This window comes from Streptomyces cylindrosporus, from assembly GCF_022698165.1.
Taxonomy (GTDB): domain Bacteria; phylum Actinomycetota; class Actinomycetes; order Streptomycetales; family Streptomycetaceae; genus Streptomyces; species Streptomyces cylindrosporus.
This window is the reverse complement of sequence record NZ_JALDAY010000002.1, coordinates 811,788-834,596: the sequence shown is the minus strand read 5'-3', so window position 1 is coordinate 834,596 and position 22,809 is coordinate 811,788. Positions and strand designations below refer to the sequence as shown.

The following is a 22,809-nucleotide window of genomic DNA, read 5'->3' as shown; positions in this document are numbered from 1 at the left end:
CGGCGCTCGTACGTTGTCCCCACGCCGTTCTCAGGGTCCGGGCGGTGCATGACGGCGGGGGCGGTCTCCGGTTAAGGTCGCAGCGGCGCGACTGGCCTTGACATGCGTGAGGCCCGGAGAGCAAGGGGATACAGGTGACACAGCGCGTGCTCATCGCCGCGGACAAGTTCAAGGGGTCGCTCACGGCCGTGCAGGTCGCCGAGCGTGTGACGGCCGGGCTGCGCCGGGTCGTGCCGGGAGTCGAGGTGGCCTCGCTGCCCGTGGCGGACGGCGGTGACGGGACCGTGGACGCGGCCGTCGCGGCCGGCTTCGAGCGGCGCGAGCTCCTGGTCGCGGGACCGCTCGGCCACGACGTGACGGCGGCCTTCGCGCTGCGCGGCGACACCGCGGTCGTGGAGATGGCCGAGGCCAGCGGCCTGCAGCGGCTCCCGGCGGGCGTCTTCGCGCCTCTGACGGCCTCGACGTACGGCTCGGGCGAGGTGCTGCGGGCCGCGCTCGACGCGGGCGCGCGCACCATCGTCTTCGGCGTCGGCGGCAGCGCCACGACCGACGGCGGCGCCGGCATGCTCTCCGCGCTGGGCGCGCGTTTCCTGGACGCGGACGGCGAGCCGGTCCCGCCGGGCGGCGGCGGCCTCGGCGAGCTCGCCTCGGCCGACCTGTCCGGCCTGGACCCGCGCCTCGCCTCCGTCGAGCTGGTCCTCGCCAGCGACGTGGACAACCCGCTCACCGGCCCCAAGGGCGCCCCGGCCGTGTACGGCCCGCAGAAGGGCGCGTCCCCGGACGACGTGGAGACCCTGGACTCGGCCCTCGCGCACTACGCCAAGGTCCTGGAGGAGGCGGTCGGCGCCCAGGCCGCCGAGTACGCCGCCTCGCCGGGCGCGGGCGCGGCCGGTGGCATCGGCTACGGCGCCCTCCTGCTCGGCGCCCGCTTCCGCCCCGGCATCGAGGTCATGCTCGACGTCCTGGGCTTCGCGCCGGCCCTGGAGCGGGCGGAGCTGGTGATCACGGGCGAGGGCTCCCTGGACGAGCAGACCCTGCACGGCAAGGCCCCCGCGGGCGTCGCCGCCGCGGCCCGCGCCGCGGACAAGGAGGTCGTCGCGGTCTGCGGCCGTCTCGCCCTGCCGCCGGAGGCGCTGGGCCGGGCCGGGATCCGCCGGGCGTACCCGCTGACGGACGCCGAGCCGGACGTCGCCAAGTGCATCTCGGACGCCGGGCCGATCCTGGAGCGGGTCGCCGAGCAGATCGCGCGCGACTTCCTGACCTGAGCGAGAGCCGGTCGGCATGACGAAGGGCCCCGAGCCGGTCGGCTCGGGGCCCTCATCGTCGTACGACATCCGCTACGGCAGCTGGGCCGCCCGCGCCTCTCGGCGGTTGTCGCGGAAGTTGTTCACCCGGCGGGCCGTGGCGAACAGCGGGATGACCGCGCCCATGACCAGCTGCAGCGCGCAGCCCGTCTGGAGGAGCAGCTGGCCGCTGGGGGCGTCGAAGGCCCACGCCGCCAGCAGGCCCATGCTCAGCACGATCCAGGAGAGCATCGCCACCGCGCTGCGGCCGCGCGGCTTCGGGTACTCGACCCGGCTCACCATCAGCCAGGCGGTGCCCAGGATCGCCAGGAGCGTCGCGAAGAACGGCAGCTCCAGGAGGACGATCGAGACGACCGTCAGGGCGCCGAACGGGGACGGCATGCCCTGGAACATGCCGTTCGTCGGCGTCACGCACGAGAAGCGCGCGAGTCTCAGTACGACGGCCAGGAGCACCACGATTGCCCCGACCGCCGCGACCTTCTGGTACGCGTCGTCCGCCACCATGCCGTAGACCAGCACGAAGTACGCCGGCGCGAGGCCGAAGCTGATCAGGTCGGAGAGGTTGTCCAGCTCCGCGCCCATGGGGGAGGAGCGCAGCTTGCGCGCCACCAGGCCGTCGAACAGGTCGAAGACCGCCGCGCACAGCATCAGGATCACCGCGGTGGCCGCGCTGTTGCGCGCCATGCCGGATTCCTGGCTGTCGGTGAGGTGCGGGATCAGGATGCCGGTGGTGGTGAAGTACACCGCCATGAAGCCGCACGTCGCGTTGCCGAGGGTGAGGGTGTCCGCTATCGAGAGGCGGAGAGAAAGAGGCATCTCCTCCTCGTCGTCCACCTCGTCGGCCTCGGGAACCCAGCCCGCCTGGGTATCTGAAGGATCAATCACGGTCAATGCGAGTCACCCCAGCCACGGTCTTCTGACCGACCTCGACCGCCACCTCCACGCCCTCGGGCAGGTAGATGTCGACGCGCGAGCCGAAGCGGATCAGACCGATGCGGTCGCCCTGCTCGACCTTCGTCCCCTGCGGGATGTAGGGCACGATGCGGCGGGCCACCGCGCCGGCGATCTGGATCATCTCGATGTCGCCGAGTTCGGTGTCGAAATGCCAGACTACGCGCTCGTTGTTCTCGCTCTCCTTGTTGAACGCCGGAACGAACCCGCCGGGGATGTGCTCGACCGACGTCACCTCGCCGGAGAGCGGCGCGCGGTTGACGTGGACGTTGAGCGGGCTCATGAAGATCGCGACGCGGGTACGTCCGTCCTTCCACGGCATGATGCTCTGCACCACACCGTCGGCGGGCGAGATGACCCGGCCCTGAGCGATCTCGCGCTCGGGGTCGCGGAAGAACCACAGCATGCCCGCCGCGAGCGCGGTGGCGGGCACGGCCACGGCCTTGGCGACGCCGGAGCGGCGCGCGCGGGCCAGGCTGAGGGCTGCGGTGGCGACGGTCGGCAGAAGCCACGGCGATGCTCCGCGCGCAAGACGTACGCCTGCCAGGCTGTCGCGTGGTGCAGAGGTTTGGCTGTGGGGCATGGATGACCTTCGTAGCGGATGATGCCGCGCTGTAACGGGGGACGGCGGCTTTCCGGGGATCGTACCGGTCGACGGCCACAACTGGGCAAGCCAGGAAGCCGAGTCGGCGGCCGAAGAGTGCCTACGGGGTGTGATCTTCTTCTCCAAGAAAACACCCCGTATCCGGACATCTAGCCCTGGAATCGATACTCTTCGAGCAGCCTGCGACCGATGATCATCTTCTGGATCTCGGCGGTGCCTTCACCGATGAGCAGCATCGGCGCCTCGCGGTAGAGGCGCTCGATCTCGTACTCCTTGGAGAAGCCGTAGCCACCGTGGATCCGGAAGGCGTCCTCCACGACCTCCTTGCAGTACTCGGAGGCGAGGTACTTCGCCATCCCTGCCTCAAGGTCGTTTCGTTCGCCGGAGTCCTTTTTGCGTGCGGCGTTCACCATCATCGCATGGGCGGCCTCGACCTTGGTGGCCATCTCCGCCAGTTTGAACTGGATGGCCTGGTGCTGGGCGATCGCCTTGCCGAAAGTGTGCCGTTGCTGGGCGTACTGGACGCCGAGCTCGAAGGCACGCTGAGCGACGCCGCAGCCACGCGCCGCCACGTTGACGCGGCCGACCTCGACCCCGTCCATCATTTGGTAAAAACCTCGGCCGGTCTCGCCGCCGAGCACGCGGTTGGCCGGAATCCGCAGGCCATCCATGATCAACTCGGTGGTGTCGACGCCCTTGTAGCCCATCTTGTCGATCTTCCCGGGGATGGTGAGGCCGGGGCGGACCTCTCCGAAGCCGGGCTCCTTCTCGACCAGGAAGGTCGTCATCGACTTGTGGGGTGCCGTGCCCTCGGGGTGTCCTTCATCACTTCGGACGAGTACGGCGACCAGACTTGACGTTCCGCCGTTGGTCAGCCACATCTTCTGGCCGTTGAGGACGTATTCGTCACCGTCCTTGACCGCCTTGGAGGTGATGGCGGACACGTCCGAGCCCAGACCCGGCTCCGACATCGAGAAGGCGCCGCGGATGTCGCCGGCCGCCATGCGCGGCAGGAAGTGGTCCTTCTGCTCCTGCGTGCCGTGCTGCTTGAGCATGTACGCCACGATGAAGTGGGTGTTGATGATGCCGGAGACCGACATCCAGCCACGGGCGATCTCCTCGACGCACAGCGCGTAGGTCAGGAGCGACTCGCCCAGACCCCCGTACTCCTCCGGGATCATCAGGCCGAACAGGCCCAACTCCCTGAGCCCGTCGACGATCTGCTGCGGGTACTCGTCACGGTGCTCCAGCTCGGTCGCGACCGGGATGATCTCCTTGTCCACGAAGTCGCGGACGGTGGAGAGGATCTCCTGCTGGACGTCGGTCAGACCGGCGGTCTGGGCGAGGCGTGCCATGGGGCTCAGCCCTCCTGAAGTTCCGGGCGGCCGGGCTGCTCGCCGCCGCGCTCCTTGATGTACGTCTCGGTCGGCACCATCACCTTGCGGCGGAACACGCAGACCAGCGTGCCGTCCTGCTTGTAGCCCTTGGTCTCGACGTGGACGATCCCGCGGTCGTTCTTCGACTTGGAGGGCCACTTGTCGAGCACGGTCGTCTGGCCGTAGATCGTGTCGCCATGGAAGGTCGGCGCCACGTGCTTGAGCGACTCGATCTCCAGGTTGGCGATCGCCTTGCCGGAGATGTCCGGCACGCTCATGCCGAGCAGCAGGGAGTAGATGTAGTTGCCGACGACGACGTTCTTGCCGAAGTCCGTCGTGTTCTCCGCATAGTTGGTGTCCATGTGGAGCGGGTGGTGGTTCATGGTGAGGAGACAGAACAGGTGGTCGTCGTACTCGGTGACCGTCTTGCCCGGCCAGTGCTTGTACGTCGCCCCGACCTCGAACTCCTCGTAGGTGCGTCCGAACTGCATGACCGTCAGGCCTCCGGGATCTCGAACTTGCTGGTGCGCTGCATGCCGGCCGCGCGTCCCTTGCCGGAGATGACCAGCGCCATCTTGCGGCTGGCCTCGTCGATCATCTCGTCGCCGAGCATCGCCGAGCCCTTCTTGCCGCCCGCCTCGGACGTGTAGTAGTCGTACGCGTCCAGGATCAGCTCGGCGTGGTCGTAGTCCTCCTGGGAGGGCGAGAAGATCTCGTTGGACGCCTCGACCTGGCCCGGGTGCAGCACCCACTTGCCGTCGAAGCCGAGGGCGGCGGCACGCTGGGCGACCTCGCGGTAGCCGTCGATGTTGCGGATCTGCAGGTAGGGGCCGTCGATCGCCTGGAGGTTGTTGGCGCGGGCGGCCATCAGGATCTTCATCAGGATGTAGTGGTAGGCGTCCGCCGGGTAGCCGGGCGGCTGCTCGCCCACGACCAGCGACTTCATGTTGATCGACGCCATGAAGTCGGCCGGGCCGAAGATGATCGTCTCGACGCGCTGGGAGGCCGTCGCGATCTCGTTGACGTTGTTGAGGCCCTGGGCGTTCTCGATCTGCGCCTCGATGCCGATCTTGCCGACCTCGAAGCCCATGGTCTTCTCGATCTGCGTCAGCAGGAGGTCGAGGGCGACGATCTGTTGGGCCGTCTGCACCTTCGGCAGCATGATGCAGTCGAGGTTCTGGCCGGCGCCCTCGACGACCGTGACGACGTCGCGGTACGTCCACTCGGTCGTCCAGTCGTTGACCCGCACGACCCTCGTCTTGCCCGTCCAGTCACCCTCGTTGAGGAACTTGACGATCGTGTGCCGGGCCTCGGGCTTGGCGAGCGGGGCGCACGCGTCCTCCAGGTCCAGGAAGACCTGGTCGGCGGGGAGGCCCTGCGCCTTCTCCAGGAAGCGGGGGTTGCTTCCGGGGACCGCGAGGCACGAGCGTCGCGGACGCAGACGGTTGACGGGCGTGGTCATGCGGGGACCTCCAGGGGGTCGAGCTTGTTCGCTTTCCGGATCTCGTCGACGATGCGGCCGATGATTCCGGTGATGTCGAAGTCCTTCGGGGTGAAGACGGCGGCCACTCCGGCGGCCCTCAGCTGCTCGGCGTCACCATTGGGGATGATCCCACCGGCGATGACGGGGATGTCTGTGGCACCGGCCACACGGAGCCGTTCCAGCACGTCGGGAACGAGCTGGGCGTGCGAGCCGGAGAGGATGGACAGGCCGACCGCGTGCACGTCCTCGGCGAGGGCCGCGTCCGTGATCTGCTCCGGGGTGAGCCGGATGCCCTGGTAGACCACCTCGAAGCCGGCGTCCCGGGCCCGTACGGCGATCTGCTCGGCGCCGTTGGAGTGCCCGTCCAGGCCCGGCTTGCCGACCAGGAAGCGCAGCTTGCCGACGCCGAGGTCCTTCGCCGTCAGCTCGACCTTGCGGCGCACCTCGGCCATGGCCGAGCCCTCCTCGGCGGGGACCGCCACCGGCGCGGACGAGACGCCGGTCGGGGCGCGGAACTCGCCGAACACCTCGCGCAGGGCACCGGCCCACTCACCGGTCGTGGCCCCCGCACGGGCACACTCCAGGGTGGCCTCCATGAGGTTGCCGGTGCCCCTGGCCGCCTCCTTCAGCTTCTCCAGCGCCTTGCACGGGCGCGGGTGGTTGAAGGGGGGCTGGTAGCGGGTGTCGCGCCAGTTCCGCAGTGATGCGATGACGCGGGCCTCGACAGCCGGATCGACTGTCTGGATGGCTGTATCGAGATCCGCGGTGAGTGGATTGGGCTCGGTCGTCTCGAAGATGTTGACGCCCACGATCTTCTCTTGACCGGACTCAATACGAGCGCGCCGCTCGGCGTGGGACGACACGAGCTGCGACTTGAGGTAGCCCGACTCGACGGCGGCCATCGCGCCGCCCATCTCCTGGATCCGCTCGATCTCCGCGAGGGACTCCTCGACCAGCTTGGCGACCTTCGCCTCGATGACGTGCGAGCCGTCGAAGATGTCCTCGTACTCCAGCAGGTCGCTCTCGTGGGCGAGGACCTGCTGGATGCGCAGCGACCACTGCTGGTCCCAGGGCCGGGGCAGGCCCAAGGCCTCGTTCCAGGCGGGGAGTTGGACGGCACGCGCGCGTGCGTCCTTCGAGAGCGTCACGGCGAGCATCTCGAGGACGATCCGCTGGACGTTGTTCTCCGGCTGCGCCTCGGTCAGACCGAGGGAGTTGACCTGGACGCCGTACCGGAAGCGACGCTGCTTGGGGTTCTCGATGCCGTACCGCTCGCGGGTGATCTTGTCCCAGATGCGGCCGAAGGCGCGCATCTTGCACATCTCCTCGATGAAGCGGACGCCCGCGTTCACGAAGAAGGAGATCCGGGCGACGACGTCACCGAACTTCTCTTCCGGCACCTGCCCCGAGTCCCGCACCGCGTCCAGCACCGCGATCGCCGTCGACATGGCGTACGCGATCTCCTGGACCGGGGTCGCCCCCGCCTCCTGGAGGTGATAGCTGCATATGTTGATCGGGTTCCACTTGGGGATGTGGTTGACCGTGTAGCAGATCATGTCCGTCGTCAGACGGAGGGAGGGACCTGGCGGGAACACGTGCGTGCCCCGCGACAGGTACTCCTTCACGATGTCGTTCTGGGTCGTGCCCTGGAGCTTGGTGATGTCCGCACCCTGCTCCTCGGCGACGACCTGGTAGAGCGCCAGCAGCCACATGGCGGTGGCGTTGATCGTCATCGAGGTGTTCATCTGCTCCAGGGGGATGTCCTGGAACAGCCGGCGCATGTCACCGAGGTGCGCGATCGGCACACCGACCCGGCCGACCTCGCCGCGGGCGAGGATGTGGTCGGAGTCGTAGCCGGTCTGCGTGGGCAGGTCGAACGCGACCGACAGGCCGGTCTGCCCCTTGGCGAGGTTGCGCCGGTACAGCTCGTTGGACGCCTCGGCCGTGGAGTGACCGGCGTACGTGCGCATGAGCCACGGCCGGTCCTTCTCCCGCGTGCCTTCGGCGGGCTGACGCTCAGTCATCTATGACCCCGGGTGTCTCAGATGTTGCGGAAGCGGTTGATGGCGTCGAGGTGCTTGGCGCGCATCTCCTCGTCGCGCACGCCGAGGCCCTCCTCGGGGGCCAGGCACAGCACGCCGACCTTGCCCTGGTGGAGGTTGCGGTGCACGTCGTAGGCGGCCTGACCGGTCTCCTCCAGGGAGTAGGTCTTCGACAGCGTCGGGTGGATCTTGCCCTTCGCGATGAGCCGGTTGGCCTCCCAGGCCTCGCGGTAGTTGGCGAAGTGCGAGCCGATGATCCGCTTCAGGGACATCCACAGGTAGCGGTTGTCGTACTCGTGCATGTAGCCCGAGGTCGAGGCGCAGGTGGTGATGGTGCCGCCCTTGCGGGTGACGAAGACGGAGGCGCCGAAGGTCTCGCGGCCGGGGTGCTCGAAGACGATGTCGATGTCCTCGCCGCCGGTGAGCTCGCGGATGCGCTTGCCGAAGCGCTTCCACTCCTTGGGGTCCTGGGTCTGCTCGTCCTTCCAGAACTTGTAGCCCTCGGCGTTGCGGTCGATGATCGCCTCGGCGCCCATCGCCCGGCAGATGTCCGCCTTCTGCGGCGAGGACACGACACAGATCGGGTTGGCGCCACCGGCCAGCGCGAACTGCGTGGCGTAGGAGCCCAGACCGCCGCTGGCGCCCCAGATCAGCACGTTGTCGCCCTGCTTCATGGCGGCGCCGTTGCGGGAGACCAGCTGCCGGTACGCGGTCGAGTTCACGAGCCCCGGAGCGGCGGCCTCCTCCCAGCTGAGGTGGTCCGGCTTCGGCATCAGCTGGTTGGACTTGACCAGGGCGATCTCGGCGAGGCCGCCGAAGTTGGTCTCGAAGCCCCAGATGCGCTGCTCGGGGTCGAGCATGGTGTCGTTGTGGCCGTCGCTCGACTCCAGCTCCACGCTCAGGCAGTGCGCGACGACCTCGTCGCCGGGCTTCCAGGCGTTGACGCCCGGGCCGGTGCGCAGGACGACGCCGGCGAGGTCGGAGCCGATGATGTGGTACGGCAGGTCGTGCCGCTTGGTGAGCTCGCTGAGGCGGCCGTAGCGCTCCAGGAAGCCGAAGGTGGACAGCGGCTCGAAGATCGAGGTCCACACCGAGTTGTAGTTGACACTCGATGCCATGACGGCGACCAGGGCCTCGCCCGGGCCGAGCTCGGGCAGCGCCACCTCGTCCAGGTGGATCGACTTGCGCGGGTCCTTGTCACGGGTCTCCAGGCCCGCGAACATCTCCGTCTCGTCCTTGTGCACGGTGATCGCGCGGTACGACTCGGGGAGCGGCAGGGCGGCGAAGTCGGCCGGCGTCGAGTCCGGCGACTGGATCGCGTCCAGGATGTCCTTCGTGGTCACGGTGTTGCCTCCGGCGATACGCACCCTGAGGGAGGGGTGCTGAGGGTTACGTCGGTGTGCTGCTGAGGGTTTCGGTGAAGTGCCGTCGGTTCGGCGGATGGTGCTTCGGCAGCGCTTTGTGGCGCGGGAGGTTGCCTGTGACGCAGGCGTCCGGGCGGGCGAGTCGATGACTTGCTGGGACAGCCGGCGAGCGAAAGGTCTCTGCTCGCCGGCCGCCCGGACACCATCAACGTAAGACACCGCGTGCCACCGTGCAAGGCACTGAGTGCCAGAGATTCCTCTCAGGTGAAATCTTTACGTAACAAATGAGCGATGATCGATCGAACGGGCTCTGAAATCTGCTCGAAAAGGTGCTCTGACATGCCAAAACGGCCACCCCGAAGGGTGGCCGTCATCACAGCGCCGAAGGAGCTTCCCGATGCTCCTCAGCGGTCCTTGAGCGCCTGCTCGATGGTCCGCATGACCTCGTCCAGGGGGGCGTCGGTGCGGGCGACCGTGACCAGCACCTCGCCCTGGGTGGAGACCGTCGCCGGTGCGGGCGGCTGCGGGGGTGCCGTACGGCCCGCCCCGATGCCCGTGCCGAACGTCTTGCGCACGATCGCGAAGGCGTGGTCCAGCTGCGCCTCCACGTCGCCCTGGCCGCCGGCCCTGAGCCAGCGTCTGAGGACGTGGTTGTGGGCGGTGACGACCGCGGACGCGGCGACCTCCGCGAGCAGCGGGTCGTCGTTGGCGTCGTCGTCGTGCGCGTGCTCGTCGAAGTGGCCGAGCAGGTAGCGGGTGAAGAGGCGTTCGTAGCGGGCCACCGACGCGATCTCCGCCTCGCGCAGGGTGGGCACCTCGCGCGTGAGCTTGTAGCGGGCGACCGAGATCTCCGGCCGGGCCGCGTACATCCGCATGACTTCCTTGATGCCGCGGCACACCGTGTCGAGCGGGTGCTCGTGCGGCGGGGCCGCGTTGAGCACGGCCTCGGCGCGGATCAGCGTGTCGTCGTGATCGGGGAAGATCGCCTCTTCCTTGGAGCGGAAGTGGCGGAAGAAGGTGCGGCGGGCCACTCCGGCCGCGGCCGCGATCTCGTCGACGGTGGTCGCCTCGTACCCCTTGGTCGAGAACAGCTCCATCGCCGCGGCCGCCAGTTCTCGGCGCATCTTGAGCCGCTGGGCGGCCGCGCGACTGCCTGCGGCACTTTCCGGCGCGTCGGGCGTAGCTGGTGTACGTGAGGACTTGGCGGGCTGGGACATGACCCGAACGTACTGCATGTGCGCAGCTCGATGCGCAGGTACGGGGCTTCCCCCGCCCGGAGCGGGCGGGGGAGCGCCGGGTCCCGGGGGCGGGGGTGGACTGCCCGGGTCGAGCAGTCCGCCCCAGTCCTCGCCGCCTCTGAACCAGTCGCCGACGCCGTCAGCGGCGGGCATATTCGCGGAAGCCACGGCCGGTCTTGCGGCCGAGGCAGCCCGCGGCCACCAGGTGCTCCAGGAGCGGGGCCGGAGCGAGGCCCGGGTCGCGGAACTCGCGGTGCAGGACCTTCTCGATCGCAAGGGAGACGTCGAGCCCGACCACGTCAAGGAGCTCGAACGGGCCCATCGGGTAGCCGCCGCCCAGCTTCATCGCAGCGTCAATGTCGTCAAGAGATGCATAGTGCTCCTGCACCATCTTGATCGCGTTGTTGAGGTACGGGAAAAGCAATGCGTTCACGATGAAGCCCGCACGGTCTCCACAGTCGACCGCGTGCTTCTTGATCCGTCCACACACCTCGTGAACAGTTGAGTGGACGTCCTCGGCCGTCAACACCGTACGGACGACCTCGACCAGCTTCATCGCCGGCGCCGGGTTGAAGAAGTGCATCCCGATCACGTCCTGCGGGCGCGAGGTGGCGCGGGCGCAGGCGACGACGGGCAGCGAGGAGGTCGTGGTGGCCAGGACCGCGCCGGGCTTGCAGACCTTGTCCAGCGCCTGGAACAACTGCTGCTTGATCTCCAGGTCCTCGGCGACCGCCTCGACGGCCAGGTCGACCTCGGCGAAGGAGTCGTAGGAGCCCGCCGCGGTGATCCGGTCCAGGGTCTGCGCGGCGGCCTCGGCCGTCATCCGTCCCTTGTCGACGGAACGCGAGAGCGACTTGCCGATCCGGGCCTTGGCGGCCTGCGCCTTCTCCTCGCTGCGGGCGGCCAGCACCACCTCGTAGCCGGCCTTGGCGAAGACCTCGGCGATGCCGGAGGCCATGGTGCCGGAGCCGGCGACGCCGACCGAGCGGACCTCGCGGCCAGGGGCCCGCTCGGCGCCGGCCAGCGGCGTCAGCGCGTCCCGCACGACGGTGGCGCTGCCGGGGGCCTCGTAGGTGTAGAAGCCGCGGCCCGACTTACGGCCCGTCAGGCCCGCCTCGCTGAGCTGCTTGAGGATCGGGGCGGGGGCGTGCAGCCGGTCGTGGGACTCGGCGTACATGGCCTCCAGGACCGTACGGGCGGTGTCGACGCCGATCAGGTCGAGCAGCGCGAGCGGGCCCATCGGCAGACCGCAGCCGAGCCGCATCGCAGCGTCGATGTCCTCGCGGGAGGCGTACTTGGCCTCGTACATCGCTGCGGCCTGGTTGAGGTAGCCGAACAGCAGCCCGTCGGCGACGAATCCGGGCCGGTCGCCGACCGCGACGGGCTCCTTGCCGAGGTCGAGGGCGAGGTTGGTGACCGCGGAGACGGCGGTCGGCGCGGTCAGCACCGAGGAGACGACCTCGACCAGCTTCATGGCGGGCGCCGGGTTGAAGAAGTGCAGCCCGAGCACGCGCTCCGGACGCGCCGAGTCGGCGGCCAGCCGGGTCACGGACAGGGCGTTGGTGCCGGTCGCCAGGATCGTCTCCGGGCGCACGATGCCGTCGAGTTCACGGAAGATCTGGTGCTTGATCTCGTACGACTCCGGAGCCACCTCGATGACCAGGTCGGCGTCGGCCGCGGCCCGCAGGTCGGTGGAGGTGCTCACGCGGGCCAGCAGCTCGGCGCGCTCCTGCTCGGTGAGCCGGCCCTTCTCCACGGCTCGGGCGGTGGCGGCCTCCAGGGCGGCGACCGACTTGGCGGCCGCGGCCTCGCTGATGTCGATGCCGACGACCTCGCGACCGGCCTTGGCGAGGACCTCGGTGATACCGGTGCCCATGGTGCCGAGACCGACGACGGCAATGGTCTCGATCGGGGACAGAGGGGTGTCGGACAGGGGAGTGGCCATCGCGGGACTCCAGGAATGAGGGTGACGACTGGGAGCGCCCCCGGGTGCGCCGAGGGGTGGCCGTCTCGCGGCCGGACCACGGGCGCACCGGGTGCGTGAAGAGGGATGCGGGTGTTGCCGGGCTGCGAGCGCACACGCCCGGTGCCGTCGCCATGGGCGTGCACACGCCTGGAGCGAACGGGGAAACCGACCGGCCCTGTCCCGAGGCCGGGTCGTGCTGCGGTACCTGTGGTACCGAACCGACTGCCCTTACGACGGCTGCGTCACCAGGCCGACGTAAGCAGATGCGAGTGGGTGACTCGCTCGATTGAGCTTAACCGGCGGGTAACGAGCGCGCCAGTCCCCGTGTTTGTGATGTAGGTCCCGACGGATCCGCCGGGACCCTAATCTCGGTGCCATGGACGAAGAGTTGCGATCACTCACGGAGCGTTTACGGGCGGAGTCCCAAGGCAGCCCCGCCTGCGACCGGCTCGTGGCGACCGAGGACACCGACGAGCTGGCCGGCGTGCTCACCGAGCCCGGACAGCCGCTGTGGGCCAGGGAACTGGCCGCGTTCCGGCTGGGACTCGCGGGCGACCGGCGGGCCTTCGAGTCGCTCGTCCTGTTCCTGAACCACCGTGATCCGCAGCGCTGCGCCTCCGCCGCGTACGCCCTCGCCCGCCTCGGCGACCCGCGCACGGCCCGTGCGGCGGCGGCGCTCGCCACGAACGAACTGCGCGTCGCCTACGCCCTGCACCCGGTCCGCCTGCTGACGGAGCTGCGCGCCCCCGAGTCCGTACCCGCGCTGATCACCACCCTGGAGCGCAGGCTGCGCCCGCACGACCCCTACCGCCGCGTGGCCCTTGCCTGCGTCGAGGGGCTCGGCGACCTGGAGGACGCCCGCGCCAGACCCGTACTGAACGAGGCCCTCGCGCATCCGGCGCTGGCGGAGGCGGCGGTACGGGCGCTGGCGCGGATCCCCAGGCCCAGGTGAGGTCAGCCCGACAGCTCCTTGACGTACCGAACCTCCGGCACCTGCACGCCGTCCACCTCGAAGGGCTCGGCGGCGCCGTCCGGCCGGAAGCCGGAGCGCTCGTAGAAGCGGCGGGCGCGCGCGTTGCCCTCCAACACCCACAGGTACATCCGGGTGTGCCCGGCGGCCGTGCACCGTCGTACCGACTCCTCGATCAGCTGCCGCCCCACGCCCGCGCCGTACCGCTGCGGATCGACGTAGATCGCGTACAACTCCACGCCCCCGGCGGGGACTTCACCGTCGCGGTACGGGCCGTGACAGGCCCAGCCGATGACCTCGCCGTCCCGTTCGGCCACCACGTTCACCACGCCCGCACTGCCCTCCAGGAGGCGCGTGCGGCGGCGCTCGGCGTCCTCCCGGACGCTCATGGAGTCGAGGTAGGGCTGGGGGATCAGGCCGCGGTACGCGGACCGCCAGCCGCCGACGCGTATCTCGGCGACCCGGTCGCAGTCTTCGAGCGTCATCTCGCGGACGCGGGGGCGGCTCACGGGGCCACCACCGCGAACGCCTCGACCTCCATCAGGAACTCCGGCCGGACCAGCGCGGCCACCTGGACGGCCGTCGCGGCCGGCAGGCGGTCGTCGGGTATGTGGACGGCGCGGGCCGTGCGGAGGGCCGGCATGTGGGCCATGTCCGTGACGAAGAAGGTGAGTTTGACGACGTCGTCGAAGCCCGCGCCGGCGGCGGCCAGGCAGCGGCGGAGGTTCTCGAAGACCTGGCGGGCCTGGGCCTCGGGGTCGCCCTCGCCCACGAGCTTGCCGTCCTCGTCCACGGCGACCTGGCCGGCGATCGCGACGAAACGGCCGGTGCCCAGCACCACGTGGCTGTACTGGGCGGCGGGGAAGACGCCGTCGGGGGCGGGGATCCTGGTCAGCTCACTCATGCGTCCATGGTGGACCACGGGTCTGACAACGCCCGCCCCCGACGGTGGGTCAACCGCTCAGCCGCGGAAGCCGAGCAGGCCGTGCAGGGTGGACCCGCGTTCGGAGCTCGACGCCGCCGCCTTCGCGGCCAGCGGCTTCGGGTCCGGCAGCTTCGGGCAGACCGCGTCGACCTCGCCGCCGCTGCGCGGCACGGTGCCGTCGGTCAGGTACTTCGCGAGGTACTTGTCCAGGCAGGCGTTCCCGCTCAGCGTGATGCCGTGGTTGCCGCCGCCCTGCTCGACCACGAAGCTCGAACCGGCCAGCAGCTCGTGGACCGTCGCACCGCCCTCGTACGGGGTGGCCGCGTCGTTCGTCGCCTGGAACAGCAGCGTCGGCGGCAGCTTGCCGTTGGCGACGTTGACCGGGCGCAGCGAGTCGGTCGGCCAGAACGCGCACGGCGCATTGTACCAGGCGTTGTTCCAGGCCATGAACGGCGCCTTGTCGTAGACCGCCCAGTTGTCCTTGCGCCACTGGTTCCAGTCGCGCGGCCAGGCGGCGTCACGGCACTGCACCGAGGTGTAGATGCTGTAGCCGTTGTCCCCGGACGCGTCGATGGCGGCGAAGTTCTCGTAGGCCTCGACCAGCGGGTCGGCGTTCTTGTCGTTCACGTACGCCGCGAACGCCTCGGCGAGGTAGGGCCAGTAGCCGTTGTAGTAGCCGCCCGGGATGAAGGTGTCCTCCAGCTCGGAGGCCCCCACCTTGCCACCCGCCGGCTTCTTCGCGAGCGCCTTGCGCATCGCGTACCACTTGGCCTCGATCTTGGCCGGGTCGGTGCCCAGCTTGTACGTCGAGTCGTACTTGGCGATCCAGGCCATCAGCGCCTTCTGGCGGGCGTCGAAGGCGTAGTCCTGCCCGATGTTGTCGTCGTACCAGACACCCGTCGGGTCGACGATCGAGTCCAGGACCAGCCGCTTGACGCGCTGCGGGAAGAGCTTGGCGTAGACCGCGCCCAGGTAGGTGCCGTACGAGTAGCCGAAGTAGCTGGTCTTCTTGTAGCCCGTGGCCGCCCGGATCGAGTCCATGTCCTGCACGGCCTGGATGGTGTTGATGTACGGCAGCACGCTCGCGTACTTCTTGCCGCAGGCGGCGGCGAAGGACTTGGCGCGCTCCAGGTTGGCCTTCTCGATTGCGGGCGTGCTCGGCACCGAGTCCGGGCGCACCGGGTTGAAGTAACCCGGCTTGCAGTCCAGGGCGGGTTTGCTCTTGCCCACCCCGCGCGGGTCGAAGCCGATGACGTCGTACTGGGCGGCGACCGCCTTGGGCAGCGAGGTCGCGACGAACCCGGCGAGTGAGAGACCGCTGCCGCCGGGGCCGCCGGGGTTGACCAGCAGCGGGCCCTGGGACTTCTTGGCGGTGTGCGGCACGCGCGAGAGCGCGAGCGTGATCTGCTTCCCGTACGGGTTGCGGTGGTCGAGCGGCACCTTGAGGGACGCGCACTGGAGCGTCGGATAGTCGGTGGTGCCGCAGTTCTTCCAGGTGAGCTTCGCGGCTCGAGCGGTGTCCGCGCTGCTCGGGGCGCTCGCGTCGGCGGGGACGGCCGTGACGGTCCCGGCCACGACGACGGCGGCGCCGCACAGCACGGCTGCGCGTTTTCTCATGGAGTCCTCCCAGGACGGAGGGGCTGCGGACCGCGAGTCTCACGGTCCTCGCCGCATCGTCCCGGAAAGCGGCACCGGAGGAACGCGTTCTGGCAATACTTGACCCAATCGGGTCGAGGGATGCGCTCGAACGCTCTCAAATCAGCGTGAGTTGGGTCGGTTCGGACATCGTCGCCTCGGCCGGCTCCGGCGGCGGGATCCGGCGAGGCATCCCCGCGCGCGTGGGGCCGATCCCGTACTCCTGGGCCAGCTCGTGCACCTGACGGGTGATCCGGCGCTGGTACCACTTCGGCGCGTAGGCGCCGTCCGCGTACAGGCGCTCGTAGCGGCGCACCAGGTGCGGGTGGTGGTGGGCCAGCCAGGCCATGAACCACTCGCGGGCGCCCGGGCGCAGATGCAGCACCAGGGGCGTGACCGAGGTGGCGCCCGCGGCGGCGATCGCCCGCACGGTGGCGCGCAGTTGGGCGGGGTGGTCGCTCAGGAACGGGATCACCGGGGCCATCAGGACGCCGCAGCCGATGCCGTGCTCGGCCAGGGTGCGGACCACGTCCAGGCGGCGCTCCGGCGCCGGTGTGCCCGGCTCGACCGTGCGCCACAGCTCGGGGTCGGTGAAGCCCACCGAGACCGAGATGCCGACGTCCGTCACCTGGGACGCCTGCACCAGCAGGTCGAGGTCACGCAGGATCAGCGTGCCCTTGGTCAGGATCGAGAAGGGGTTCGCGTGGTCGCGCAGGGCGGCCAGGATGCCCGGCATCAGCCGGTACCGTCCCTCGGCGCGCTGGTAGCAGTCGACGTTGGTGCCCATCGCTATGTGCTCGCCCAGCCAGCGGCGCGAGCCCAGCTGGCGGCGCAGCAGCTCCGGCGCGTTCACCTTGACCACGATCTGCGAGTCGAAGTCGATCCCCGAGTCGAGGTCGAGATAGGTGTGCGTCTTGCGGGCGAAGCAGTACACGCACGCGTGCGAGCAGCCGCGGTAGGGGTTGACCGTCCATTCGAAGGGCATCCGCGAGGCGCCCGGCACCCGGTTGATGATCGAGCGGGCCCGCACCTCGTGAAAGGTGATTCCGCGGAACTCGGGCGTGTCGAAGGTCCTGCTCACGACCGCGTCCGCACCGAACAGCGCGGAGTCGGCCGCCCGGCTGTGACCGCCGGAGTCCACTGTGAGGTTCTCCCAGCGCATGACGCCTCCTTGGTAGCGCTGCCCCCAGAGTGAAACACGTGTTCGATTTACGGGGCAAGTGCTCTTTCTGATCGCTTCCGACCTCCTCCGCCACCCCGATTTGGGCGGCCCTGGGCGGGGGTGGTTGGCTTGCCCCAACCCCGAGAACGCAAGTCCTGGAGGAAATCGATGGCGCAGGTCGAGGCCACTACGGAGCGGGTCGTCGCGGCGGACGCGGAGAAGGTGTTCGACGCCCTCGCCGACTACAGCGGCACCCGGCGGAAGCTGCTGCCCGAGCACTTCAGCGAGTACGAGGTGCGCGAGGGCGGCGACGGCGAGGGCACCCTCGTCCACTGGAAGCTCCAGGCCACCAGCAAGCGGGTCCGGGACTGCCTCCTGGAGGTCACCGAACCCACCGACGGGCAGCTCGTCGAGAAGGACCGCAACTCCTCCATGGTCACCACCTGGACGGTCACCCCGGCCGGCGAGGGCAAGTCCCGCGTGGTCGTCAGCACGGTCTGGAACGGCGCCGGCGGCATCGGCGGGTTCTTCGAGAAGACCTTCGCGCCCAAGGGCCTCGGCCGCATCTACGACGCCCTGCTCGCCAACCTGGCGACCGAGGTCGAGAAGTAAGTCCCCGGTGGGCGGGGGTCGTTGACCTCCCTCACCGGATCGAGTGGATCTCGGTGCGCTGTACCGATCTGCCGTAACTCGTCGCGCTTGCTCGGAGTTGTCGCCTTACGCGGGAATTTGTCAGGCAGCGCGACGAGGGGAGCGGTACGTGGGCGGGATCACTCTGGTGCACGAGGACGCGGCGCCGGCGCCCGCGCGGGCCGCCGCCCCCGCACCCGCGTCGCCGGCCGAACTGAGCCCGCGCCGGGTGCGGTTGGTCTTCCTCGGGCTGATGCTCGCGCTGCTGCTCGCGGCGCTGGAGCAGATGATCGTCGCCACCGCGCTGCCGAGGATCGTCGGGGAGCTGCACGGCCTCGACCGGATGTCCTGGGCGATCACCGCGTACCTGCTGACCTCCACCGTCGGTCTGCCGGTCTACGGCAAGCTCGGCGACCTGCTCGGCCGCAAGGGCGTCTTCCAGTTCGCCATCGTCGTCTTCGTGATCGGCTCCGCACTGGCGGGCCGCGCGCAGTCCATGGACCAGCTGATCGCCTTCCGCGCCGTCCAGGGCGTCGGCGCCGGCGGGCTCATGATCGGCGTCCAGGCGATCATCGCGGACATCGTGCCGCCCCGGCGGCGCGGCCGGTTCATGGGCCTGATCGGCGCCGCCTTCGGGCTCGCCTCCGTCGCGGGACCCCTGCTGGGCGGCTACTTCACGGACCACCTCTCCTGGCGGTGGTGCTTCTACTTCAACGTCCCCTTCGGCATCGTCACCCTGGCCGTCGTCACCGTCGTACTGAAGCTGCCGAAGCCGACGGCCAGGCCGCGTCTCGACATCCTCGGCGCGCTGCTGCTCGCGGCTGCTTCGACGTGCCTGGTGCTGCTGACCAGTTGGGGCGGCACCGAGTACGCGTGGGGTTCTCGGGTGATCCTCGGGCTCGGCGCCGGGGCCGTGGCCGCCACCGTGCTGTTCCTCGTCGCCGAGCGCTTCGCCGCCGAACCCCTCATCCCCCTGCGGCTGTTCAGGGACTCCGTCTTCAACGTCACCGGACTGGTGGGCCTGGTGATCGGCGTCGCGCTCTTCGGGGCCGCCAGCTATCTGCCGACCTTCCTGCAGATGGTCGACGGCGTCTCCGCCACCGGGTCCGGGCTGCTGATGCTGCCCATGATGGGCGGGATCGTCGGCGCCTCGATCATCTCCGGGCAGCTCATCAGCCACACCGGGCGCTACAAGATCTACCCGCTGCTCGGCGGCGCGCTCTCCGTCGTCGGCATGTGGCTGCTGTCCCGGCTCGAAGTCGACACGCCCCGGCTGCACTACAGCATCTGGATGGCCGTCCTCGGCGCCGGCATCGGACTGGTGATGCCGGTGCTGGTCCTCGCCGTGCAGAACTCCGTGCGCCCCGCCGACCTGGGGACCGCCACGAGCGCCAACAACTACTTCCGGCAGATCGGCGGCAGCGTCGGCGCCGCGATCTTCGGCACCCTCTTCGCCGACCGGCTCTCCGACGCGCTGGCGGAACGGCTGCCCACGCGCGCGGGTGCCGCCCTTCCCGACCCCGAGTCCATCACCCCGCAGCTCGTCCACACCCTGCCCGCGCCGCTGCGCGACGGCTACATCCGGGCGTACGCCGACGCCATGCCCCGGATCTTCCTCTACCTGGTGCCGGTGCTCGCCCTCGGCCTGCTCATCGCCTTCTTCCTCAAGGAGAAACCGCTGGTGTCCCACAACGCCGCCGAAACCGAGCCCGCGCCCGTAAACGCCCCGATCCCGCAGGCACGTTCGCCGTACGCCGCCGGAATCCCCGTCTGCGGCACGGTGCAGCACCCCGACGGCACCGTGGTGCCGCGCGCGGCGCTCACGCTCATCGACGTGGCCGGACAGCAGATCGGACGGGGCGCGAGCGGCGAGGACGGGCGGTACGCGCTGTCCACGCCCGGTCCGGGTTCGTACGTGCTGATCGCCGCGGCGGGCGGTCACCAGCCGCAGGCCGTCTCCGTCACCGTCGGCGAGCGCCCCGTCGAGCTGGACATCGTCCTCGGCGGCGCCGGGCGGCTCGCCGGCAACGTCATCACCGCGGACGGCGCACCGGTGCGCGAGGCCACCGTCACGCTCACCAACGTGCACGGCGAGGTCGTCGCCACCACCCGCAGCGGACGCGAGGGCGGTTACGTCATCACCGAGCTGGTCGCCGGGGAGTACACCCTCGCGGCCAGCGCGCCCGCGTTCCGCCCGGCCGCGCTCCCCGTCACCGTCCAGGCCGCCCGCGAGACCCGCCAGGACGTCGAGCTCGCGGGCGGCGCCGTACTGCGGGGGACCGTGCGGGCCGGGGGCGGGAGGCCCGTCGAGGACGCGCGCGTGACGCTGCTCGACGCGGCCGGCAATGTCGTGGACACCCTCACCACCGGAGCCGACGGAACGTTCCGGTTCGTCGATCTCTCCTCCGGCGAGTACACCGTGATCGCCGCCGGTTACCCGCCGGTCGCGACCGTGCTCCAGGTGGCGGGCGGGGGGCGCACCGAGCGCGACCTGCAGCTGGGCCACGAGGACTGAACCACTCCGGCGCACACGCCCACGCGCCCGTGCGCCCGCCCCGCACCAATTCCCGTATTGCCGCACATCACCGATGACGGGAGCCGTACCGTGGAGTGGGCTACACAGATCTTGCGGAGCCGTGCGGAGAGAGGGCCTGGGCCATGGAACGTGGCACCGAGAGGGACGCACCTCCCAGCCCTGCTGCTGGGAACGGCGCGCCGACCGGGCACGCCGGGCGCATCCCGCTGGCCGTGGTCGTGGTGGGCCGCGACGGTCTCGTCTCGCACTGGAGCACCGGCGCGCGCCGCCTGTTCGGAGTCCCCAAGGACGAGGCGATCGGGCACCCCGCCGTCGACCTGCTGCCCGTCTCAGGCGCCCTGCCCGACGAGGACGAGACTCCGCTGTACGGCACGTACGCGGACTACGACGGGCTCGGACCCGACCTCGAGTCCTCCCTCGGCGGCAGGCTCTCCTACCCGGCCGCGGGGCGCGCCCGCCTCACCGTGCCCGAGAGGGACCGGGTCGACGTGCTGTGGTGGGCGTACCCCCTGGTGGGTCCGGGGAGCGAGCGGCTGCTGGTGCTCGCCGCCGACACCGCGGGCCTGCGCCGGGACGAGGCCGACGGCGCCGACGGGGACATGGCCTTCGAGCGGATCGCCCCGGGCTTCGCCCTGCACACCGACTTCCCCGGCGCCGAGGAGCTGGCCCGCCGGCTGCCGGAGATCCTGCCGAGCATGAGCGTGGACGAGAGCGCCCGCATCGTCGCTCAGGTCCTCGAACTGGGCTATCCCGTCCTGGAGTTCAGCCAGAACGACCGGGTGCCCGTCACCCCCGACTGGGGCGTGCCCCGGCGCGCCGAGCGCAGGGCGCGCCGCGAGCGGGCCGCCCGCGCGGTGGCCGAGGGCCTGCCGGTGCCGCAGGACACCGCCGACGACGGCGAGGACCTGGAGTACGCGGCCGTCCGCGAGCACCTCGAGTTCCTCAACGAGGTCAGCGGGCGCATCGGCACCTCCCTCGACCTCTCGCGGACGATCATCGAGGTCAGCAAGGCCGTCGTACCGCGCTTCACCGATGTCGCCGGCACCTATCTGCGCGAGCAGGTCGTCGCGGGCGAGGGGTTCCCGGAGGGCGTGCCCGACACCACCACGATGTGGCACCGGGTGGCCCTGGAGCACACCGACGAACCGGGCCGCTGGGACGACGTCGTGCCGGTCGGCGAGGCCATGCCGTTCCCGGCGCACACCCCGTTCTTCCAGTGCATGACCAGCGGCGAACCCGTCCTGGTGCCGCGCATCAGCGAGGAGATGGGCCACGCGATCGCCGCGCAGTTCGAGAAGCGCGACATCAGGCCCCTCATCACCGGCCGCTCCATGCTGGTCGTGCCCCTGAAGGCACGGAACGTCGTTCTGGGCTTCATGATCCTGCTCCGCCACCCGGAGCGGCCCGTCTTCAACGACATGGACCGCGTCACCGGCGCCGAACTCGCCGCCCGCGCGGGGCTCGTGCTCGACAACGCGCGCATGTACACCTACCAGGAGAGCGTCGCCGAGACCCTCCAGGACAGCATGCTGCCGCACATCCCGCCGCGCATGGCGGGCTGCGACATCGCCACCCGCTACCTTCCCGGCACGCTCCTCGGCCGGGTCGGCGGCGACTGGTTCGACTCCGTGAAGCTGCCCGGCGCCCGCACCGCCCTGGTCGTCGGCGACGTCATGGGCCACGGCCTCAACTCGGCCGCCATGATGGGCCAGTTGCGTACGGCCGTGCAGACCATGGCCGCGCTCGACCTGCCGCCCGCGCAACTGCTGCGCAACCTCGACGACCTCGCCCAGCGCCTCGGCGACAACTACCTCGCGACCTGCGTGTACGCCGTGTACGACCCGATCGCGAGCGAGCTGCACATCGCCAACGCCGGCCATATCCCACCCGTGTTGGTGCGTGCCGAGGACGGCCACAGTGAGCTGCTCGACCTGCCGACCGGCGCGCCCATCGGGGTCGGCGGAGTGCCCTTCGAGGCGGTACGCGTGCGCGTGGAACCCGGCGACCGCCTGGTGATGTGCACCGACGGGCTGGTCGAGGTGCGCGGCGAGGACATCGGCGTGGGGCTCGCCACGCTCAGCGAGTCCGCCGCCCACCCGGCGGCCTCCATGGACGACGCCTGCGACTCCATCATCCGCGCCCTCAACACCCGCGGCGGCCGCAAGGACGACGTGGCCCTGCTGATGGCCCGACTGAACGGCATCGAGGCGGACGACGTCGCCGAGTGGCGCATCACCCCCGACCCGGTCGAGGTGCCACGCGCGCGTGCCGCAGTCCGCGAGCAACTGCACGACTGGGGGCTCGCGAAACTCGCCGACCACGCCGAGCTGATGGTCAGCGAGCTCGTCACCAACGCGGTACGGCACTCCCACAGCCGTCCGGTCGAGCTGCGGCTGGTCCGCGGCGACACCCTGCTGTGCGAGGTGGAGGACGACGACCACGAGCTGCCGACCCTGCTCAACGCCGGCCCGACCGACGAGTTCGGGCGCGGCCTGCGCGTGGTCAGCACGCTCGCCCGCGAATGGGGCACCAGCCGCACCAAGGCCGGCAAGACCGTCTGGTTCGAACTGACCCTGCCGCGGCGCTGAACCGCGTCCCGGCCGACCGCGCCACAGGGGCGCGC

Annotated in this window: 18 protein-coding genes; 5 read left to right on the top strand and 13 right to left on the bottom strand. The window is 70.1% G+C overall.

From position 1 onward, the window contains the following. Positions 1-146 precede the first annotated feature (146 nt). Positions 147-1,265 carry a glycerate kinase gene (locus MQP27_RS08860; RefSeq protein WP_242763646.1) on the top strand — a complete coding sequence of 373 codons (1,119 nt, stop codon included), beginning with the start codon at positions 147-149 and terminating at the stop codon, positions 1,263-1,265. 72 nt (positions 1,266-1,337) lie between these two features. Here the strand turns inward: MQP27_RS08860 and pssA are convergent, their stop codons facing one another. The 9 genes from pssA to MQP27_RS08815 all read right to left on the bottom strand — a co-directional run bounded on the left by pssA (position 1,338) and on the right by MQP27_RS08815 (position 12,307). Continuing rightward, positions 1,338-2,120 carry a CDP-diacylglycerol--serine O-phosphatidyltransferase gene (pssA, locus tag MQP27_RS08855; protein ID WP_242763360.1) on the bottom strand — a complete coding sequence of 261 codons (783 nt, stop codon included), beginning with the start codon at positions 2,118-2,120 and terminating at the stop codon, positions 1,338-1,340. A gap of 61 nt (positions 2,121-2,181) precedes the next feature. Continuing rightward, entirely contained in the window at positions 2,182-2,838 is a 657-nt protein-coding gene (locus tag MQP27_RS08850) for a phosphatidylserine decarboxylase (protein ID WP_242763357.1), read from the bottom strand. 170 nt (positions 2,839-3,008) lie between these two features. Next, a complete protein-coding gene (locus MQP27_RS08845; RefSeq protein ID WP_242763353.1) occupies positions 3,009-4,214 on the bottom strand; it encodes an acyl-CoA dehydrogenase family protein in 1,206 nt (401 codons plus the stop codon). A 5-nt stretch (positions 4,215-4,219) separates the two neighbouring features. After that, entirely contained in the window at positions 4,220-4,726 is a 507-nt protein-coding gene (locus MQP27_RS08840) for a MaoC family dehydratase (RefSeq protein ID WP_242763350.1), read from the bottom strand. Positions 4,727-4,731: 5 nt separating this feature from the next. Further along, positions 4,732-5,697, bottom strand: a complete 966-nt coding sequence (locus tag MQP27_RS08835; protein ID WP_115910143.1) for an HpcH/HpaI aldolase/citrate lyase family protein — start codon at positions 5,695-5,697, stop codon at positions 4,732-4,734. After that, on the bottom strand, positions 5,694-7,742 hold the full coding sequence (locus tag MQP27_RS08830) for an ethylmalonyl-CoA mutase (RefSeq protein ID WP_242763347.1): 2,049 nt from the start codon (positions 7,740-7,742) through the stop codon (positions 5,694-5,696). Before MQP27_RS08830 ends, MQP27_RS08835 begins: the two co-directional genes overlap by 4 nt. 17 nt (positions 7,743-7,759) lie before the next feature. Continuing rightward, positions 7,760-9,103, bottom strand: coding sequence for a crotonyl-CoA carboxylase/reductase (ccrA, locus tag MQP27_RS08825; RefSeq protein ID WP_242763343.1), 1,344 nt, complete (start codon positions 9,101-9,103; stop codon positions 7,760-7,762). Positions 9,104-9,528: 425 nt separating this feature from the next. Then, positions 9,529-10,341, bottom strand: a complete 813-nt coding sequence (locus tag MQP27_RS08820; RefSeq protein ID WP_242763340.1) for a TetR family transcriptional regulator — start codon at positions 10,339-10,341, stop codon at positions 9,529-9,531. A 160-nt stretch (positions 10,342-10,501) separates the two neighbouring features. Next, the gene (locus tag MQP27_RS08815; RefSeq protein ID WP_242763337.1) at positions 10,502-12,307 is read right to left on the bottom strand and encodes a 3-hydroxyacyl-CoA dehydrogenase family protein; all 1,806 of its coding nucleotides are present in this window, start codon (positions 12,305-12,307) and stop codon (positions 10,502-10,504) included. A gap of 397 nt (positions 12,308-12,704) precedes the next feature. Between MQP27_RS08815 and MQP27_RS08810 the strand changes: the two genes are divergently transcribed. Beyond that, a complete protein-coding gene (locus tag MQP27_RS08810; RefSeq protein WP_242763334.1) occupies positions 12,705-13,280 on the top strand; it encodes an adenylosuccinate lyase in 576 nt (191 codons plus the stop codon). A 2-nt stretch (positions 13,281-13,282) separates the two neighbouring features. On the opposite strand, the gene MQP27_RS08805 is transcribed toward MQP27_RS08810, so the two are convergent. From MQP27_RS08805 to MQP27_RS08790, 4 genes are all read right to left on the bottom strand, one after another. After that, a complete protein-coding gene (locus tag MQP27_RS08805) occupies positions 13,283-13,783 on the bottom strand; it encodes a GNAT family N-acetyltransferase (RefSeq protein WP_242763643.1) in 501 nt (166 codons plus the stop codon). Positions 13,784-13,803: 20 nt separating this feature from the next. Continuing rightward, positions 13,804-14,202, bottom strand: coding sequence for a RidA family protein (locus MQP27_RS08800; RefSeq protein WP_242763331.1), 399 nt, complete (start codon positions 14,200-14,202; stop codon positions 13,804-13,806). A gap of 57 nt (positions 14,203-14,259) precedes the next feature. Beyond that, positions 14,260-15,840, bottom strand: a complete 1,581-nt coding sequence (locus tag MQP27_RS08795; protein WP_242763328.1) for an alpha/beta hydrolase — start codon at positions 15,838-15,840, stop codon at positions 14,260-14,262. A 136-nt stretch (positions 15,841-15,976) separates the two neighbouring features. Continuing rightward, on the bottom strand, positions 15,977-17,020 hold the full coding sequence (locus MQP27_RS08790; RefSeq protein ID WP_242763325.1) for an Rv2578c family radical SAM protein: 1,044 nt from the start codon (positions 17,018-17,020) through the stop codon (positions 15,977-15,979). A 168-nt stretch (positions 17,021-17,188) separates the two neighbouring features. Here MQP27_RS08790 and MQP27_RS08785 point away from each other — a divergent pair, with 168 nt between their 5' ends. The 3 genes from MQP27_RS08785 to MQP27_RS08775 all read left to right on the top strand — a co-directional run bounded on the left by MQP27_RS08785 (position 17,189) and on the right by MQP27_RS08775 (position 22,774). Continuing rightward, the gene (locus tag MQP27_RS08785; RefSeq protein WP_242763322.1) at positions 17,189-17,632 is read left to right on the top strand and encodes an SRPBCC family protein; all 444 of its coding nucleotides are present in this window, start codon (positions 17,189-17,191) and stop codon (positions 17,630-17,632) included. A 148-nt stretch (positions 17,633-17,780) separates the two neighbouring features. Further along, a complete protein-coding gene (locus tag MQP27_RS08780; RefSeq protein ID WP_242763319.1) occupies positions 17,781-20,165 on the top strand; it encodes an MFS transporter in 2,385 nt (794 codons plus the stop codon). A gap of 143 nt (positions 20,166-20,308) precedes the next feature. Continuing rightward, positions 20,309-22,774: an ATP-binding SpoIIE family protein phosphatase gene (locus tag MQP27_RS08775; RefSeq protein ID WP_242763316.1), complete on the top strand. Its 2,466-nt coding sequence runs from the start codon at positions 20,309-20,311 to the stop codon at positions 22,772-22,774. The last annotated feature ends 35 nt before the right edge of the window (positions 22,775-22,809 follow it).

Bases quoted from the DNA above. Each gene is read 5' to 3' on its own strand.
- pssA (WP_242763360.1), bottom strand. From the start codon at position 2,120: ATGCCTCTTTCTCTCCGCCTCTCGATAGCGGACACCCTCACCCTCGGC.
- MQP27_RS08850 (WP_242763357.1), bottom strand. From the start codon at position 2,838: ATGCCCCACAGCCAAACCTCTGCACCACGCGACAGCCTGGCAGGCGTA.
- MQP27_RS08845 (WP_242763353.1), bottom strand. From the start codon at position 4,214: ATGGCACGCCTCGCCCAGACCGCCGGTCTGACCGACGTCCAGCAGGAG.
- MQP27_RS08840 (WP_242763350.1), bottom strand. From the start codon at position 4,726: ATGCAGTTCGGACGCACCTACGAGGAGTTCGAGGTCGGGGCGACGTAC.
- MQP27_RS08835 (WP_115910143.1), bottom strand. From the start codon at position 5,697: ATGACCACGCCCGTCAACCGTCTGCGTCCGCGACGCTCGTGCCTCGCG.
- MQP27_RS08830 (WP_242763347.1), bottom strand. From the start codon at position 7,742: ATGACTGAGCGTCAGCCCGCCGAAGGCACGCGGGAGAAGGACCGGCCG.
- MQP27_RS08820 (WP_242763340.1), bottom strand. From the start codon at position 10,341: ATGTCCCAGCCCGCCAAGTCCTCACGTACACCAGCTACGCCCGACGCG.
- MQP27_RS08815 (WP_242763337.1), bottom strand. From the start codon at position 12,307: ATGGCCACTCCCCTGTCCGACACCCCTCTGTCCCCGATCGAGACCATT.
- MQP27_RS08810 (WP_242763334.1), top strand. From the start codon at position 12,705: ATGGACGAAGAGTTGCGATCACTCACGGAGCGTTTACGGGCGGAGTCC.
- MQP27_RS08805 (WP_242763643.1), bottom strand. From the start codon at position 13,783: ATGACGCTCGAAGACTGCGACCGGGTCGCCGAGATACGCGTCGGCGGC.
- MQP27_RS08800 (WP_242763331.1), bottom strand. From the start codon at position 14,202: ATGAGTGAGCTGACCAGGATCCCCGCCCCCGACGGCGTCTTCCCCGCC.
- MQP27_RS08795 (WP_242763328.1), bottom strand. From the start codon at position 15,840: ATGAGAAAACGCGCAGCCGTGCTGTGCGGCGCCGCCGTCGTCGTGGCC.
- MQP27_RS08790 (WP_242763325.1), bottom strand. From the start codon at position 17,020: ATGCGCTGGGAGAACCTCACAGTGGACTCCGGCGGTCACAGCCGGGCG.
- MQP27_RS08785 (WP_242763322.1), top strand. From the start codon at position 17,189: ATGGCGCAGGTCGAGGCCACTACGGAGCGGGTCGTCGCGGCGGACGCG.
- MQP27_RS08775 (WP_242763316.1), top strand. From the start codon at position 20,309: ATGGAACGTGGCACCGAGAGGGACGCACCTCCCAGCCCTGCTGCTGGG.